Raw genomic sequence first — 16,763 nt, 5'->3', positions numbered from 1 at the left:
ATTAGAGTTATGAAGACTTTCGCCGTCCTGAAACTTTACGGTCCAGATCTTTGATATCCTGTTTCAGTTCGCGGAACATCTCTTTAAAATTATAGCTTTCATAATCCCCCGGTTCAAAGTCTTCCGGGAAAATTCCTGAAGCGTACTGCCAGATTTCTACAATCTCATTAAACGGAATGTCATAGGGCTCATAGAAAGAATTGTCAGCACTTACACAAACGGAATTTCCTTTTGTTTCTTTAAAACGTTTATACGTAATTCCATCATTTAACGTGATAAATACATACGTTTTCCCAGGTTTCAGCTCACTGATTCCTTCTACATATTTTCCTACGATATACGAACCGTTTCTGAATGGCGGCATAGAGTCCCCGTCTGCCGGAAAAGCCCTATATTTGCCGTTCGTAAGGAAGGGAAGAGCAATTCTCTGCAGACTTTCGATATAGCCGATGTCGCTGTAACCTTCAAGGTATCCCATGGATGCTTTCTGCGGAATGATTTCAATAGTATCATTTCCAAGGTCATCTACCGCTACCGGCAGGACAATTCTGTTGTCCGAAAGTTTCAGCATTTCTTCCATCGGGTATTTGTGGATGTCTACAGATACCAGCAGATCGATGCTGACGTGAAAATATTTGGACATTTTTACAAGCAGCTCAATAGGCGGTTCAGATATTCCGTTCTCATATTTGGAATAACGGACACGGGAAATCTCCAGTTCAGTGGCTACAGCCTGTTGGGAAAGGCTTCTTCGGCCTCTCAAAAAACGAATATTATTTGAAAAAATTGACATTGATACAAAATATATCAACAAAAGTACAAATTTTGATTCAAAATAAGCCTTCATTCTGAATAAATAAATCACACCAATCTATCATTAATGCTGGAAATTATCATACTTTGGGATTATGGAATCAGAACAGCTTATGCATCAGACTTATATTGTAATTTCAATCCAGTTGCCTTCAGGATCTTCTACAATACTTTCATAATATCCGTCTCCTGTAATTCGGGCTTCACCAGCAATTGTACGGCCATCCCTTCTGAATTTTTCAGTTAACAGATCAACGGCTTCCTTACTTCCTACAGAAAGGGCAATATGAGCATATCCCATCGTGTGACCTCTTGTGTTTTTATTTTCTGCAATATCAGGCCGTTTCATCAGTTCGAGTCTGGGAGAAAAAGGGTCTTCAAATGTCAGGAAGTAAGATTCATATTTCTTAGCCTGATTGATATATTTATCATTGCTGCTCATCCCGAAGGCATTCATGTAAAATGTTCTCATCAGTTCTAAATCCTGACACCAGATGGCATAGTGTTCAATTTTAATTTTCATTTAAAATGATTATTTTGAATTAATATTTTGCAAACTTATGCAATTTTGCGTAAATTTGCAAAATGAATATATCAAATGTCATTGACGGAAAGATTGTCAAAGCGAAAAGAGCGACTCAGTTTATATTTTTAGTTTGTGGTCTCGGAATAGCGAGTTGGGCACCTATGGTTCCATTGGCGAAAGACAGATTAGCATTAAATGAAGCGGATTTAGGATTACTTTTATTGCTGTTAGGATGCGGAGCTTTAGTAACGATGCCTTTATCAGGAATACTGATCAGTAAGTTGGGAACCAGGAAAGTGATTTTAGGGAGTGTATTATCAGCGGCTTTATTACTGCCTTGTCTACTGATTATTTCAGACGTTTATATCATGGGAGCCGCGCTTTTTGCTTTCGGATGCAGTATTGGAAGTATAGATGTCGCGATGAACGCTCACGGAGTTCAAGTGCAGAACAGCTATGGAAAACCAATCATGTCATCATTACACGGATTATTCAGTGTGGGAGGTCTGTTTGGTTCACTAGGATTGGGATTTTTAATCAAAGTGGGGCTTAATCCTGTTCATGCAGCCATTACGATCTCTGTTCTGCTGGTATTGCTATTGGTCCTTCAATATAGAAATCTTTTTAATTATCAGACAGAAAAGGAAATCACTCTGAAGTTTTCCCATGTTGATGAAGCTAAAGCTGTTTCCAGCCGTTTTCAATGGTTCAATTCCAGTGTATTGCTTTTAGGACTGATGTGCTTTATTGTTTTCCTTTCAGAAGGAGCTATGCTGGACTGGAGTGCTATATTTTTACGGGATAATAAGAATGTTCAGCCTGAATTTTCAGGAATCGGATATGCTGCTTTCTCTGTAGCCATGGCGGTAATGAGGCTCACAGGAGATGCGATTGTAAGCAAGTTCAGTAGCAAAACAGTGGTTATAGCAGGGAGTATCATCGCTTCATTGGGTATATTTATTTTAACATTAAGTCCCTGGATCGGGCTGTCTCTTGCCGGATTTATCCTGCTTGGTGTCGGGGCAGCCAATATAGTTCCTGTTTTCTTCACAGAAGGAGGGAAAATCAGGGGATTGTCTCCAGCCGTTACCATTCCGGTGATTACTACGATGGGTTATGCGGGCCAGTTGGCGGGTCCTGCACTGCTGGGTTTTATTGCCCATCATTTTTCTTTGACAATCGCTTTTGAAGCCATAGCTTTGCTGTTTATTGCGGTTGCTTTAATTTATAAATTCAGGAAATCATAAACGATCATGTTAAAAGAAGAGCGTTTCGAAATCATACTTAGCCAGTTAAAAGAAAAGAATAAGGTCAAATTTGAAGATTTGGCCTCACTGCTTCAGGTATCCGAAGATACAGTCCGTAGAGATATTGATCTTCTGCATCGCAACGGATTGCTGTCAAAAGCAAGGGGAGGAGCGATATCAAGAGAAAAAGACCCGCTTTCTTTTCATGACAGGCAGTCATTTCTTACCAAAGAAAAAGATATTATTGCTTTAAAAGCACAACCGTTTCTTAAAGATGGAATGACTGTTTTTATGGACGGAGGAACCACTGTTTGTGCCGTCGCCAGCTATATGCCATTGGATATACAGCTCAGAGTGATTACCAATAATTATTCACTTCCTTCTATCATCAGTAAGTTTAAAAATATAGAACTGGTTATGCTGGGCGGATTATACGATCATGAGCTGGCTGTAACCACAGGCGCAACAACCTGTAATGATGCCGCTCAATATATTGCCGATCTCTTTATCATGGGAACCTGTGCTGTAGATTCAAATTTCGGTGTCTCAGCGACATCCATTCCGGATGGAGAAACTAAAAAAGCAATGGTCCGGTCATCAAAAAAAATAATCGCATTAGCCAATCAGAATAAGCTCCGGCGTACAGAAACCTTTAAAATCTGTCCGATTGATGCGATTGACTGCCTGATTACAGATCTCGACTCAACGGATCCTGAACTTGAATCTTTCAGAAATACAAATATTCAGATTATATAAAATTTCGCATGCGAAACGCCTCTTAAACGATTGTTTTAGAGGTATTTTTTTGTGCTGAAATTCCTTTACTAGGATAGAAAGGTTTTAAAGTTAGAAGCTATTTCTTTCATGTCATATATGTAAAAAAACACCTTTGTCATTACGAACCGGTAGGTGAAGCAATCTCAGATTTATACCATAAAAAGTATTTTAAAGATTGCTTCGTCGCATAGCTCCTCGCAATGACATAATATAATTTTATCGGAGATAAAATCTTTGCACCTTAAAAAGAGTTTGATTTATAATTCCTTGCAACTTTGTGTGAAAAACAATGGTTAAGATAAATTCTAATTATATCTCACCTTAAGATCATAAAACAATTCTTCTCTGCCAGTTTCGAAAAGAATGATATTTAGCATATTTCCGATATTATAAGTGTTATTTAATGCATAGCTAATATTAAAATGATAAATTTAGGTAATTAAAGTTCCTGATTACGGCACTTATTTCAATAGGAATGGAGTGTTTTAGGAATTTTAATCCATTCTTAACGAAAGAATTTTTATCAAAATAAAATGACACATAAACCGTTACACAATTTCCATATTCCGGTGATGGGTCTGGCGTATACCATAGACAGCCCGATCCGTGTAGCCCAATATGGAATTTCTTCCGTTATTTCCATTATCGATGATGAGATCCTGGAAAAAATGAAAGGCTTTTATACCAAGAAATTCAATCTTGATTATTTAGGAATTTCAACCAAAACAGAAGATTACAGGGCAAAAAGAATTACGGCTTACCTGGATATGGTAGATGATATCGTGAATGAAAAATTTGAATCTTTCAAACAGGAAATCACTAAAAACAGGGAAGCTTTAAAAAACTTTATGGCCATACTGCCCAATACTTCGGATTTGAAAAGCGGGCTTCAGAATTTGGTCAGCCAAAAAGACAATTTAGGCTCAAACATCAAAAATTTCATTGAAACCAATTTAAAGCCGGGAAGTATCGATGTCAACATCATGACGAAAGTGGATAAAGACAACTATAAAAAAGATGAGCAGCTTCCGGTGATGTTCAATGATGCGCATGCTTCGCTTCGTGGTTTTGCTCAAAGTAAATTATCTTCTTCCATGGTGCTTTCTGCAGGGATGAATCCCCGTTTGTACAGCTATATTGAGGAGTTTGATGATTTCTTCCCAGATCAGAATGGGGTTCTGAAAAAGAAAATTATTCTTAAGGTAAGTGATTTCCGTTCAGCGATGATTCAGGGAAATTTCCTTGCTAAAAAAGGACTGTGGATCTCAGAATACAGGATAGAATCCGGACTGAACTGCGGAGGCCATGCTTTTGCTACGGAAGGGATGCTGCTTGGACCCATCATGGAAGAATTTAAGCAGAAAAAAAATGATCTGATTCAATCTGCCCATTCATTAATGATTGCTGCACTGGAACAAAAGGGGAAGCATTCTGTTTCTGAGCCTCTGGAAATGAAAATTACCGTTCAGGGCGGGGTAGGAACTTCTGAAGAACATGAATTTCTGCTTGACAATTATCAGGTGGACAGTGTAGGATGGGGATCTCCGTTTTTACTGGTTCCTGAAGCGACTTCTGTAGATACCGAAACCAGGAATCTGCTTTTAAAATCAGGAGAAAAAGATTTTTATCTCAGTAATATCTCACCTTTGGGCGTTCCTTTCAATACAGTAAGAGGAACCTCCAATGAGTTATTGAAAGAACAAAAGGAAGCCGCCGGAAAATACGGAAGCTCGTGTCCGAAAAAACTGCTGGCACTCAGCAAAGAATTTTCACCACAGGGAACATGTACTGCTTCTAAAAAGTATCAGGACATTAAATTAAAAGAACTTCAGGAGAATCTTGAAATCACGGTTGAAGAATTTAACAAAAGAAAAACAGAAATCACGGATAAAGCCTGTCTGTGTGTAGGTTTAGTGAATGCTGCCTATATGGAACAGGATCTGGAAATAAAAGGGGAGAAACAAGGCGTAGTGATATGTCCGGGACCTAATCTTGCCTTTTTTGATAAGGAAGTTTCGCTTTCTGAAATGGTACAGCATATTTATGGAAATACTAATATCCTTCCGGATAACCAGCGCCCGAATATGTTCATCAATGAACTGAAAATGTATGTGGATTATCTTAAAAAGGAAATCGCCAACTCTTCAGCACAGATCACCCATTCCCAAACGAAAAAATGGAATGCGTTCAAGAAAAATGTACTGGAAGGCATTGAATATTATCATCAACTGTTTAATACATCAACCTTCTTTAAAAGCGGGTTGAAAACCATAGACCTGCAACTGCAGGAATACAAACTGATGCTGACAGCCATTGAGGTTCCTCAGGTTGAAAAGTAACAGTATTTTTTTTAATTGATAGATCAAACAGCTTTCATGGTGGAAGCTGTTTTTTTATTTAATTCTGACAATATAAAACCTCTTTGTTAATGAAGTTGTTTAAACTTTTATTTTCCTTGAGATTGAAATAGGAAAAGTAATTCGTGTATTTATTCAATTGATATGTAAAGTTTCAAACCTTCATAATAGAGCCGTGAAACGATCCAGCTAAACATTTATGATATTCTTTATAGTTGGAAAAACGCAAAAGACGCAAAGGTTGAACAAAAACTGAGGATATTTTAAGACGCAAGAAAATCAGAGATTTTCAGCAAGTTTATTGGTGCTTATTGATCGGTCTACCATTTTATCGCAGATAAAATCCTAGCGCCTTACAACATAATCTGTTCAAATTTCTTTGCGACCTTTGCGCTTTTCCAACAAAAAAATTAAAAAACTTTAATGATAAAAAAGCAGTAATAATCAGCTTTTCCATTTATAATAACTATAAACCGTATGCTTATTTTGAATCTGGAATCCTCTCCGATATTCCTTACCTTAGATCCTTCTTAAATTTTTAATTAGAATTCATTTTTATGGAAAAAAGGAATATAAAAAACACCGATCTGTCTGTAGCACCTGTTAATTTTGGCGGGAATGTTTTCGGATGGACGCTTGATGAGAAACAGTCTTTTGATATATTGGATCAATTTACAGAGGCCGGATTCAACTTTATAGACACCGCAGATACTTATTCATGGTGGGTGAACGGAAGAGGAGGGCAGTCTGAGGAAATCATCGGAAAATGGATGAAAAGCCGTGGTAACCGTCAGAACATTGTGTTAGCGACAAAAGTAGGATCAGAAACAAAAGAGCACGGTTTTGATATCAGCAAAAAACATATCCTGAAATCGGTAGATGAGTCGTTACAGAGACTTCAGACCGATCATATTGACCTTTATTATACGCATTTTGATGATCATACAACTCCTGTTGAGGAAACACTTTCTGCTTATGATGAGATCATTAAAGCCGGAAAAGTACGGTATATAGCGGCTTCCAATCTTTCTCCAGAGCGTCTGAAAGCATCCTTTGAAGCGGCGGAAAAGAACAATCTTCCCAAATATGTGGCATTGCAGCCTCATTATAATTTAATGGAAAGAGAAGGTTTTGAAAAAAACTACGCTCCATTGGTAGAAGAATTTGATCTGAGCGTCTTTCCCTATTGGTCATTAGCGGCAGGTTTTCTTACCGGAAAATACCGTACAGAAGCTGATTTGGGCAAAAGTCAGAGAGGTGAAGGCGTAAGAAAATACCTGAATGACAAAGGACTTGAAGTGTTAAAAGCTTTGGATCAGGTGAGTGAAAAGCATCAGACGACACAGGGAACAGCTGCTTTGGCGTGGCTTTTAGCTAATCCTCTGATCACAGCACCGATTGTAAGCGCAACCAGTGCGTCTCAGCTGGATACTTTATTTAAGGCTCCGAAACTGGTACTGGATCAGGAAGATATAGAACTGCTTAATCAGGCCAGTAAGTAATTTTTTCTCAGAAACTTTATTTTAACTCAATAGAAAGATCCGTTCGGTAAGGTACTGAACGGATCTTTTGTTTGTGGAGATATCATAACAAAAACAATGATAACTGTATAGATGAATAACCTGTGAATGTACTGTTAAATCTAGGGAAATTAATTATTTTTTATTTCTCATTAATTGGATTTATTAATATATTTGCGCCCTTTAAATACTAAGAACAATGAAAAAAAAATTACTGCCACTCTTTCTTTTGGGAAGTATGCTGGCCTTATTTTCACTGCAGGGGTGTGCTCATGATGCATTAGAAACCGAAACTGAAACCGTGAAGCTTCAGGAAAATCCGCTTTCTTACATCAGAAAAGACTATGTAAAGGATATGGCCGTTATTTCGGGAAAGCAGATCGAATGGGAAAATGCCAGAACTTTCAAACATGAGAACAACGTTATTCTGATCTCGGTTCCGGTAAAAAATGAAAGTGAAAAACTGATTGAAGAACTGACATTCAGAATCGACGGTGACAAGGTTTCCGGACACTTATGGAAATTTGAAGCCAATGAAAAATTTTCTGCAGAAGATCACAGGCTTGGCGCTCATGAGATTATGAAAAAGATGACGGGAAATGTTACCTACATCGCACTGGAAGGTTCTATGAGATACCAAATCAAGGTGGTTGACGGAAAAATCATTTCAGACATTTCCTCTAAATTTTCAGGAGACGGAGATATGGATTCCTGTGGTAAAAAATGCCACGGTTCCATTGAAGAGGTCGTGATCACTGTGCCAAATCCGCCAACCAATCCACAGCCTCCGACAGGTCCGCCGATTCCTCCAATTACGGTCATTCCGCCTACCAATAATCCGAATGATCCCTGTACAAAAGCTCAGGCAGGATCGCAAAAAGCCACAGACAATTCTAAAACACAGAAATTCAGTGATGCGAAACAGGGAATTATGAATAATTTCAATCAAAACGGAAAAGAAAATGGAGTAGGTATGGGAAGAGACACTCCGAACGGTGAGCTTAAGGCAACCGGCGTGCAGGAACTAAATGCCAACAGCGGAAATATTAATAATCCTTACAATTATCCTGAAGCTGATATCCACAACCATCCGGGGAATACGCCGCCTTCTGCAGGAGATGTTTACAGCATGATCAGCTATCACAACAATTATCCAAGTTTTAACACCAGATATATTGTTACTCCCGGCGGTACAGTCTACGCACTGGTCGTTACCAATGCGAATTTATTTGAATCTTTTATATCGAATTATCCTCCAAGTCAGATTCCAGGTTTTGCCCCGAATTTTTCAGGAAGTATGTTTGACGATTATACAGATATTCCAAACAGAGAAACCGGACTGGCGCATGTACTGGATAAATACAATTCAGGGATTGCATTAACCAAGATGGATGCTAATGGTAACTTTAAGAAAATCAATGCCAAGCCGAACAGTAACGGTGGCTATTCTCAAACTCCGTGTCCTTAATCTTTAAATGACAGTTGAATACATAAAAAAAGCGGCCTGAAAAAGGCCGCTTTTGTATTTTAAGCTTTTAAATATCAATGATTAAAATAATTCATTCAATACTTTTGCCAGTCTCAGACCTCCGTAAAGAAGCTGTCTTTCAAGCGTATCATTGAATTTGTACTGATAATCGTAAGATAATTTCGAATCGTTTGGAGTCTGTGCGTAGATCTTGTTGGCGATTTTATGAGAATCGTACAACCAGTCTTCCAGTGTTCCGGTCTGAATCTGTGCCACTTCTTCTTTAGATTTGATGTCTAAAAGGTTAGCGTATTCTGTATAGCTGTATTTCTGAGAGTCTACCAGTTTCCCATCCCATACAGAATGAAGATTGGTTTTGTCCCCGAAATACGTTACATTGATTTTGTTTCCTCCAAGATCTTCTGCTCTTCCTACATGAAGAGGCTGTGCAAGGTCTCCCATAATGTGAATAAGGAAGATGAGAGCGATTTTTCTGTCTTTTGCAGACGTTTTCTCATCCTTGATCTGGCTGGATAACGTGTTCACCTGCGTATAAAGACTTGGACCTGCCTGCATTTTAAGAGTTTGGTCAAACGTTTTAAAATCAGCCATTGGATCTACGTTTACGTAATGCCATGATGAAGCCTGCTTCCATGCACCTGTGGTATCAGATTTGATAAAATCCGGCCAGTTGGCCCAATACGCCAGGCGTTCTTTACCCATTATTTTTTTGATCTCTCTTCTTGCTTTGCCCGACAGATGGTTTTCAGCGATCTCCGCGATCACACGGTGTCCCGTTAATCCCCATGCATAGGAATAAAGTGAAGATGAAATGAATGCTAAAATCAGAATTTTAGAATAAATACTTTTCATTATAAATAACATTTTACAAGGTGCAAAGATACGTTCCGGTTTCCGAACCTGTATCAATTATGACCAATTTCTTGTCAATGGGATGTTAATAAAAATTAATCTAAATAATAAAAGTGGAGTATAAATTTCTATAAATACCGGAAACAAGACATGTTTTGTATTATAAATGCTTATCCCTCAATGATAACCTTTAATTTTTAAATATTCAGCCTTACAGCCTCTACAGTGCAGTATTACCGTATTTTCACGGAATTTGTCACAGATAATTCCTTTTAATGCAGATAAATTAGTATTTTTAAAATAAAATTAGTGGCAAATTATTTTTTCAAACTTACGAGATATATTATCTTTACAAGTCATAATCACAGGAAACACTATGTATGAGAATAATATTGTAGACATGTATTACAATAAACTGCAGACCGACTTCAAAGCGGAAGCTGTAGCGGTGAATCTTTTGAAGTATCAGCGGGCGGTAAGTAATATATTTATAGAACGGATCGGGATCAACGACCGTGCTTACCTCAAGGATATCAAAAGTATTTCGAGCAGTTATTTAGGATTTGATGAAGAAGTCTTCACCATAGAAACGTATAGAGAAGGCATTTATGACTATCTCCCGGAAGGACTTTTCCATCCGCCGTCTTTGGGAGCTTCCAGAAAAAATGTAGATACCGTAGTCCGCGAAATCCGCAAGCAGAAGAAAGTGGAAGAGGATGCCCGGAAGTTTTTCCGTCCTTTTGAGCTGGAGATCTTTTTTACAGAGATCAGTTCCCTGCTTAAGGAATCGGAATTTGATATTTCAAGCAGCACAGATACGCTTTTGGATACCGTAAGTGAGCTCTGGCCGCTTATTAAAATGCTTGATGAGCAGAGCGCTTATATTTTCATCTATATTCTGCCGTTTTTCCACCAGATAAGAGGGGACAAGAGGTGGTTTGAAAGATGCATGACTGCTTTTCTGCAGGTGCCGGTAGAGGTTACTTTCGCACCGAATATCATCGACAGGATAGAGAGAAATGACGATTCTATGTTATTGGGGAATTCAAAATTAGGGGTTACCTATATTCCAAGCGGAAGACATATGGACGGGCAACGGAACTGGGTAGTCAACATAGGCCCGATTCCTTATGAGGATATGAAAAAGTATATTCCCGGAAGTCCGTTCAGAAATGTACTTCATGCTTTATATGATTATTTTCTTCCTGTAACGGTGGATGTGGAGGAGAATTTCATCACCGAGAAACTGGAATATTCATTCAGTCTGGAAGATGATGAAAGAAATGCGAGCCGTCTCGGATACTCTACATTCCTCTAAAATAATTTATTATATTTACAACGACCAACCAAGTATAAATTTGAAAAGAAACTAATGGAAATTTCTTCAGTAAAAGGTATTTTTTTAAGGTATATTTTAATGCCTTTAATCGCTGTGATCATGATGTTTATTCTGGGTATTATCAGAAGAAACAAGCCTGCTATCAAAATTAAGGTAATTATTATATACGTTCTTCTTTGCAGTTTATGTCTTGCACTGCCGGGAATTTTCGGTTTTGCAGGGAATCTTTTTAACCCGTACTGGTATCTTATTGCACAGGTTTTTTACCTTATTTTCGGGATTATTCATGTCAATTTACTGCACAGATATTTCAGAAAGCATATTGATTCTGTGGGGATGAGCATCTTATTTGAATCGATACTTTCTTTGACGTGTATTGCCTTCGGAGGATTTTTATTTACCTTAATCTTTAACTGGATCAGCAAAGGAACAGGATATGCCGTAATGGCTGCCACCAGTATAGTGATCTTTATTGTTCCGATGGTATTTTACTATTGCTACGTTCAGTTTATCAGCATTCCTTTTGATATCTATAAAACGTGGAGATATTCTCCGGATCAGAAGCTACCGGACTTTGAAGGGGCTGATTTTGATCGATTAATGGTATTGAATGTGGAATTGAGTAAAAACCTGGAAGATACAAACCGATTCAGGATCAAAGCTAAAACCTTACCGACCGGAGTCACTTTCGGAGATTGGTTCTATAGAGTAGTAGACGATTACAACCATAAAAATCCGAACTCGATTATTCACCTTTCGGATATGGAAAAAGAACCTTATTACTGGATTTTTTACACCAAAAAATCATTTTTCAGTTTTAGAAAATACCTTGATTTCGACCAGGATATCTCTACGAACGGCATTTCAGAAAATGAAGTGGTGATCTGCAAAAGAGTCATCCAGCATGAGGAAGAAGGACTATTGAAAAAATCATAATCACAGAAAATTTAAAAAGTATTACATATGATACAGCCTATTAAACATTTTGCGATCAATTGGGTTGATGGGATGAAAGTTTCCCAGAGACACCTTAATGATCAGGATAATTTTTTAATTGATACGATCAGAGATTCCAGTTCGCTTGGGATCAACACATATAATTACGGACTTCTGCCTATTTCAAACGAATTTACGGACAAAACTATTTTTGATGTCCATAATACCGCTACCAACGATGTACAGCTTGTTATCAAAAGATGCAGCGCTATCACAATGGCCGGTTACCGTATTGATTTAACAGATAGGAGAGTCAGTGTAAAATCTCTGGCCAGATCTATGAGTGAAGAGCAGGCAGATGGAGATTATTATATCCTGATCTCTGTCAATCCTTTTGATAAAGTGCCTTTCGGAGATATTGATCCTGAAGAAATTCCGCCCCGTCATCCAAGCGCACAGCCGAATCACCACATCGAACTGCTTCCTGTCACTTCACTGAACAGCAGCTATTCGGGAGGAAATTATCTGATCATCGGAAAAGTAGACCTGAAAGCGAATATCGCACAGGTAGATTCCAATTTTATTCCGCCGTGTACTTCTATTCAGAGTCATCCTGTTTTGCTGGATTATTATGGTAGCTATGCAAAATCTATAGGAAATCTGCAGCAGTACGCTTTTAAGATCATTCAGAAAGCATCCCATAAAAATCAAAATACAGCCCTTGCACAGAATGTAAAGTTTCTGTGTACCACTATGGTGAATACTTTTGGAGATATGTATTTCCAGTTCAGAAATATTATTCCATGGCAACCGCCTGTATTTTTGATTGAGGCTTTTGCAAAATTAGCCCTTCATCTATACAATTCTACCCAGCTTCTGGTACCTGCCGAACTGGAAGAAATGCTGAACTACAGTTTAGAGTGGAGTGAAATTGCGCCTCATACTTTACTAAATCAGCTTTCTATCGTGGCAGAAACCAATTATGATCATCACAACTGTGGAGAGCCGTTACTGTACATTCAGCAGATGCTTCGCAGCCTGGAAATTATTTTCTCTAAACTAAGCGAACTTGACTACATCGGTCAGAGAAAAGAAAATATCATCGTTAACGAACAGGAAGTGTCTTCAAACACCAATCCGAAGAGAGGTTGGAGCGTTTTAGATTAATGGAAACATTTTAATATATAAATCCCGGACGTTAATTTTCGGGATTTTTTATGTTTAAAAAGGGAGAATGAAACTGAAATACAAATCATCAATCAATTTTAAAACTAAGTAAAACATGGACCTACATATCATCAGACAGGATACTATTGGCTGTACAGATAAACTATTTTTAAACAGTGCCGGTGGCTCACTGATGCCGGAAATTGTGGTTAAAACAATGACCGATCATATCTATCTGGAACAGGAATACGGAGCCTATGGGGCGGCTGACAGGAATGAAGAAAAGATTCACCAATTTTATGAAGAAGCGGCTCAACTGATTAATGCTAAACCGGAAAATATGGCGTTTACAGTAAGTTCTACTGATGCGTATGCTAAAGCTTTATCAAGCATTCAGTTTGAAAATGGTGATGTTATTATTACAACGAATGATGATTATATCTCCAATCAGATTGCCTTTTTTTCATTACAGAAAAAATCAGGGGTTAAAGTGATCAGGGTTAAAAACCTTTCGGATCATGAATTGGATCTGGAAGATTTGGAAAACCTGGTTAAAAAGCATCATCCGAAACTTGTGGCGGTTACCCACATCCCAACCAATTCCGGACTGATTCAGAATGTAGAAGGAGCGGGGGAGATCTGCCGTCGTTATGATGTGCTGTATCTTGTGGACGCCTGTCAGTCGGTAGGACAGTTGGTGGTAGATGTTAACAAAATAGGCTGCGATTTTCTTACGGCTACAGGCCGGAAATTTATGCGAGGACCACGAGGAACTGGGTTTTTATATGTTTCAGACCGGGTTTTAGAAATGGAAATGGCTCCCGTTTTTTTAGATATGAATGGCGCAGAATGGACGGAATTCAATGATTATAAACTCCTTAAAACAGCCAAAAGATTTGAGCATTGGGAAACTTCCATCAGTTCTATTTTAGGATTTACCGAAGCTGCAAAATACGCAAATGGAATTGGTCTTCAGAATATTGAAATCTATAATAGAAAATTAGCAGAAAAGCTGAGAACAGGGCTTCAGAGCAATGGATTAAGAATACTGGACGAAGGGCGTAATTTAGCAAGTATCGTTACTTTCTGTGCTCCTGACGGAAGTACCGACGGGATTTATAAAATACTGAAAGAGAATAACGTCTATTTCTCGGTAAGCAATAAAAGTAATGCCCTGATTGATTCTACGTTAAAGAATCTGGATCGTGCTATCCGTCTGTCACCGCATTATTTTAATACTTCTGAGGAAATTGAGGAAGTGGTGAGAATGCTGGAGAGATAGGTTAAAGGTGGCTTCGAGTGCCTCAGCCACCCAGTAATTGTTGAGATAGCAGAACTAGAATAATCGTTCATTTCATAGCGTAACTGAACATTGTGGCTTCGGTAGCTTAGTCACCCAGTAATTTTTGGTGATAGCCGAACTAGAATAATCGTTCATTCTATAGCTTAACCGAAGCATTGGTGGCTGAAGCAACTTGAAGCCACCAATGAACCTCTATTTCTTCACTAATATCTTCTCAGTAGCCTTTCTGCTAAGGATTTCCTTATTGTCCCCAATTTCTATCGTCATCGATTTATCAAAATCTTCGATTTTAATCACCTTGATTTTCGTATTCAGGAGGAGTTTTCTTTCATTTAAATAGCTTAGGAATCCGTCGTCTGAAAGGGTAACGGAAGCAAAAATGACGGTTTCTCCGAGTTTACAGGCACTTAGTTTCTGCAGTTCCTGTGAAATAATATTTCCGTCTTTGTCAGGAATAGGCTCTCCATGAGGATCAAACTTAGGATAATCCAGGATTTCGTCCATTTTGTCAAAAAAGACCTGTGAATGAACGTGTTCCAGCTGTTCTGCGATCTCGTGGACATTTTCCCAGCCGAAGTTCATTTTTTTCACAAGGAACATTTCGGTGAGCCTGTGTTTACGGACTACCAGCGCGGCTTCCCGTTTTCCGCTTTCTGTAACTACCAGCGGCTTGTATGTTTCATAAACGACCCATTTTTTGTCGGCAAACTTCTTCATCATGTTATTCACACTCGGCATTTTTACATTTAAAAATTTGCTGAGCTCATTGATCGTTACTTTCCCTTCATTGTCAACTAAATGAAACAAAGCCTTCAGATAATTTTCTTCTGTTAATGTTGTTCTCAAAATGTTAGATGATTTTCAGTACAAATCTAACAAAATATTATGTAAAATCTGCTCTTGTTATTTTAACTTTTTTTAATTTTACTCTATGAAATTTTCTTTTAAAAACGATTATTCCGAGGGGTGTCACCCGAATATTCTACAAGCACTTATACAATCTAATTTGAATCAGCAGGCCGGATATGGCGAAGATGAATATTCTCTTCAGGCCAAAAAACTGATCAAAGAAAAAATTAAAAACGAGAATTCTGACGTTTATCTGGTTTCCGGAGGAACACAGGCGAACCTGATTGTAATTTCTTCCATCTTAAGGCCATATCAATGTGCGATCTCTGCAGCGCCTGGACATATTTTAAATAACGAAACAGGAGCCATTGAAGCAACAGGGCATAAAGTATTAAGCATTGAAACTGAAGACGGTAAACTGAGACCTTCGGATATTGTTCCGGTTCTGGATAGCCACACGAATGTTCCGCATCAGGTCATGCCGAAGCTGGTGTATATTTCAAATTCTACAGAGTTGGGAACGGTTTATCTGGCTCAGGAACTGGAAGAACTTTCAGCATTTTGCCGTCAGAATGGGCTGTATCTGTTTATGGATGGTGCCAGATTAGGACATGGACTGACTTCTGAGATCAGTGATCTGACGCTGGAAAGAGTGGCAGAACTGACAGATATTTTTTATCTGGGCGGTACAAAAAACGGAGCATTGATAGGAGAGGCTATTGTAATTAATAATAAAGATTTACAGCCGGATTTTGCTTTCAATATCAAACAGAAAGGTGCTTTACTGGCTAAAGGACGTCTTCTGGGCATCCAGTTTATGGAACTGATGAAAGATGATCTGTATTTTGATTTGGCGAAACATGCCAATATTCAGGCTATGAAAATTAAAAATGCGATGAAAGAAAGAGGAGTACAATTTCTTTCTGACACCTATACCAATCAGATTTTCCCGATTATCAGCAATGAACTGATTGAAATTCTGTCCGAACATTTTGAATTCTACGTTTGGAAAAAGATAGACGAACACTCTTCTGCGATCCGCCTTATTACCTCATGGAATACAGGTGATGTAGCGGTAGAGCGTTTTATCGAAATGATTAAAAAAGAACTTCAGTAAAAGATAGTAAAAAAGGTGGCCGAGAAATTCGAAGCCACCTTTTTATCTTGTTTGACAGTGATTATTTGTCTTCAGTCAGTATTTTTTTAATTCCCGCAATCACCTCGCTTTCAAATTTTTTGACCTTCTGTTTTTTCATCATCATATAAATGCCGATTGGAAAACAGAAAATAAGGTAAAGGACCGCTGAGTCCAAGCAGGTTTCCGTGCTTACTTTTCCTATTTCAGGATTCGTTGTAATTTTCACGTTTCCGGTTAGAGTAAATCCGCTGGTTCTTACCTGAAGTGCTCCAAAACCGGTCTGAATTTTATATTGAGGAAAAGTTTTCTTTAAGCTCTCCATAAATTCACTTTTTGAAAATGGCTGAAATTGAAAATGCTGCATAATACTACTTTATTGTTGTTTCTAGTGAGACATTTTTATAGCAAATACCATGCAGAGTATATCAAATAGCGGAGAATAATTGATTT

The 16,763-nt window shown here is 38.2% G+C and carries 15 protein-coding genes; 10 read left to right on the top strand and 5 right to left on the bottom strand.

From position 1 onward, the window contains the following. Nucleotides 1-7: 7 nt before the first annotated feature. Entirely contained in the window at nt 8-793 is a 786-nt protein-coding gene (locus BUA72_RS15755; protein WP_072923814.1) for an XRE family transcriptional regulator, read from the bottom strand. Between the two features lie 144 nt (nt 794-937). Then, nucleotides 938-1,336 (bottom strand): VOC family protein, encoded by a 399-nt coding sequence (locus BUA72_RS15750; protein ID WP_228407898.1) that lies wholly within the window; start codon nt 1,334-1,336, stop codon nt 938-940. 62 nt (nt 1,337-1,398) lie between these two features. Between BUA72_RS15750 and BUA72_RS15745 the strand changes: the two genes are divergently transcribed. From BUA72_RS15745 to BUA72_RS15725, 5 genes are all read left to right on the top strand, one after another. Beyond that, nucleotides 1,399-2,586 carry an MFS transporter gene (locus BUA72_RS15745; RefSeq protein ID WP_072923812.1) on the top strand — a complete coding sequence of 396 codons (1,188 nt, stop codon included), beginning with the start codon at nt 1,399-1,401 and terminating at the stop codon, nt 2,584-2,586. A 6-nt stretch (nt 2,587-2,592) separates the two neighbouring features. Next, on the top strand, nt 2,593-3,342 hold the full coding sequence (locus BUA72_RS15740; protein ID WP_072923810.1) for a DeoR/GlpR family DNA-binding transcription regulator: 750 nt from the start codon (nt 2,593-2,595) through the stop codon (nt 3,340-3,342). A 554-nt stretch (nt 3,343-3,896) separates the two neighbouring features. Beyond that, nucleotides 3,897-5,702: a hypothetical protein gene (locus BUA72_RS15735; RefSeq protein ID WP_072923809.1), complete on the top strand. Its 1,806-nt coding sequence runs from the start codon at nt 3,897-3,899 to the stop codon at nt 5,700-5,702. 575 nt (nt 5,703-6,277) lie between these two features. After that, complete coding sequence (locus tag BUA72_RS15730; protein ID WP_072923807.1) at nt 6,278-7,222, top strand: aldo/keto reductase; 945 nt, start codon at nt 6,278-6,280, stop codon at nt 7,220-7,222. A 217-nt stretch (nt 7,223-7,439) separates the two neighbouring features. Further along, on the top strand, nt 7,440-8,708 hold the full coding sequence (locus BUA72_RS15725) for a hypothetical protein (protein WP_072923805.1): 1,269 nt from the start codon (nt 7,440-7,442) through the stop codon (nt 8,706-8,708). An 81-nt stretch (nt 8,709-8,789) separates the two neighbouring features. Here BUA72_RS15725 and BUA72_RS15720 read toward each other — a convergent pair whose 3' ends face one another. Continuing rightward, nucleotides 8,790-9,581 (bottom strand): S1/P1 nuclease, encoded by a 792-nt coding sequence (locus BUA72_RS15720; protein WP_047455284.1) that lies wholly within the window; start codon nt 9,579-9,581, stop codon nt 8,790-8,792. A gap of 400 nt (nt 9,582-9,981) precedes the next feature. On the opposite strand from BUA72_RS15720, the gene BUA72_RS15715 reads away from it, so the two are divergent. From BUA72_RS15715 to BUA72_RS15700, 4 genes are all read left to right on the top strand, one after another. Then, nucleotides 9,982-10,899 carry a type VI secretion system baseplate subunit TssG gene (locus BUA72_RS15715; protein ID WP_228407897.1) on the top strand — a complete coding sequence of 306 codons (918 nt, stop codon included), beginning with the start codon at nt 9,982-9,984 and terminating at the stop codon, nt 10,897-10,899. 54 nt (nt 10,900-10,953) lie between these two features. Continuing rightward, the gene (locus BUA72_RS15710) at nt 10,954-11,856 is read left to right on the top strand and encodes a TssN family type VI secretion system protein (protein ID WP_047455280.1); all 903 of its coding nucleotides are present in this window, start codon (nt 10,954-10,956) and stop codon (nt 11,854-11,856) included. A 27-nt stretch (nt 11,857-11,883) separates the two neighbouring features. Continuing rightward, the gene (locus BUA72_RS15705) at nt 11,884-13,023 is read left to right on the top strand and encodes a hypothetical protein (protein WP_034725537.1); all 1,140 of its coding nucleotides are present in this window, start codon (nt 11,884-11,886) and stop codon (nt 13,021-13,023) included. 115 nt (nt 13,024-13,138) lie between these two features. Beyond that, complete coding sequence (locus BUA72_RS15700) at nt 13,139-14,305, top strand: aminotransferase class V-fold PLP-dependent enzyme (RefSeq protein ID WP_072923802.1); 1,167 nt, start codon at nt 13,139-13,141, stop codon at nt 14,303-14,305. 213 nt (nt 14,306-14,518) lie between these two features. Here BUA72_RS15700 and BUA72_RS15695 read toward each other — a convergent pair whose 3' ends face one another. Beyond that, a complete protein-coding gene (locus tag BUA72_RS15695; protein WP_047455276.1) occupies nt 14,519-15,172 on the bottom strand; it encodes a metal-dependent transcriptional regulator in 654 nt (217 codons plus the stop codon). Between the two features lie 85 nt (nt 15,173-15,257). Here BUA72_RS15695 and BUA72_RS15690 point away from each other — a divergent pair, with 85 nt between their 5' ends. Further along, on the top strand, nt 15,258-16,292 hold the full coding sequence (locus BUA72_RS15690; RefSeq protein ID WP_072923801.1) for a threonine aldolase family protein: 1,035 nt from the start codon (nt 15,258-15,260) through the stop codon (nt 16,290-16,292). Nucleotides 16,293-16,353: 61 nt separating this feature from the next. Here BUA72_RS15690 and BUA72_RS15685 read toward each other — a convergent pair whose 3' ends face one another. Continuing rightward, on the bottom strand, nt 16,354-16,635 hold the full coding sequence (locus BUA72_RS15685; RefSeq protein ID WP_072923799.1) for a hypothetical protein: 282 nt from the start codon (nt 16,633-16,635) through the stop codon (nt 16,354-16,356). Nucleotides 16,636-16,763 lie beyond the last annotated feature (128 nt).

Source organism: Chryseobacterium sp. OV279, assembly GCF_900128945.1.
Classification (GTDB): domain Bacteria; phylum Bacteroidota; class Bacteroidia; order Flavobacteriales; family Weeksellaceae; genus Chryseobacterium.
Note: the sequence above shows the minus strand (reverse complement) of the source record. Positions and strands in the feature narration are given on the sequence as shown.

Coding starts and splice junctions, on each gene's coding strand:
- BUA72_RS15755 (WP_072923814.1), bottom strand. CDS start 793: ATGTCAATTTTTTCAAATAATATTCGTTTTTTGAGAGGCCGAAGAAGC.
- BUA72_RS15750 (WP_228407898.1), bottom strand. CDS start 1,336: ATGAAAATTAAAATTGAACACTATGCCATCTGGTGTCAGGATTTAGAA.
- BUA72_RS15745 (WP_072923812.1), top strand. CDS start 1,399: ATGAATATATCAAATGTCATTGACGGAAAGATTGTCAAAGCGAAAAGA.
- BUA72_RS15740 (WP_072923810.1), top strand. CDS start 2,593: ATGTTAAAAGAAGAGCGTTTCGAAATCATACTTAGCCAGTTAAAAGAA.
- BUA72_RS15735 (WP_072923809.1), top strand. CDS start 3,897: ATGACACATAAACCGTTACACAATTTCCATATTCCGGTGATGGGTCTG.
- BUA72_RS15730 (WP_072923807.1), top strand. CDS start 6,278: ATGGAAAAAAGGAATATAAAAAACACCGATCTGTCTGTAGCACCTGTT.
- BUA72_RS15725 (WP_072923805.1), top strand. CDS start 7,440: ATGAAAAAAAAATTACTGCCACTCTTTCTTTTGGGAAGTATGCTGGCC.
- BUA72_RS15720 (WP_047455284.1), bottom strand. CDS start 9,581: ATGAAAAGTATTTATTCTAAAATTCTGATTTTAGCATTCATTTCATCT.
- BUA72_RS15715 (WP_228407897.1), top strand. CDS start 9,982: ATGTATTACAATAAACTGCAGACCGACTTCAAAGCGGAAGCTGTAGCG.
- BUA72_RS15710 (WP_047455280.1), top strand. CDS start 10,954: ATGGAAATTTCTTCAGTAAAAGGTATTTTTTTAAGGTATATTTTAATG.
- BUA72_RS15705 (WP_034725537.1), top strand. CDS start 11,884: ATGATACAGCCTATTAAACATTTTGCGATCAATTGGGTTGATGGGATG.
- BUA72_RS15700 (WP_072923802.1), top strand. CDS start 13,139: ATGGACCTACATATCATCAGACAGGATACTATTGGCTGTACAGATAAA.
- BUA72_RS15690 (WP_072923801.1), top strand. CDS start 15,258: ATGAAATTTTCTTTTAAAAACGATTATTCCGAGGGGTGTCACCCGAAT.
- BUA72_RS15685 (WP_072923799.1), bottom strand. CDS start 16,635: ATGGAGAGCTTAAAGAAAACTTTTCCTCAATATAAAATTCAGACCGGT.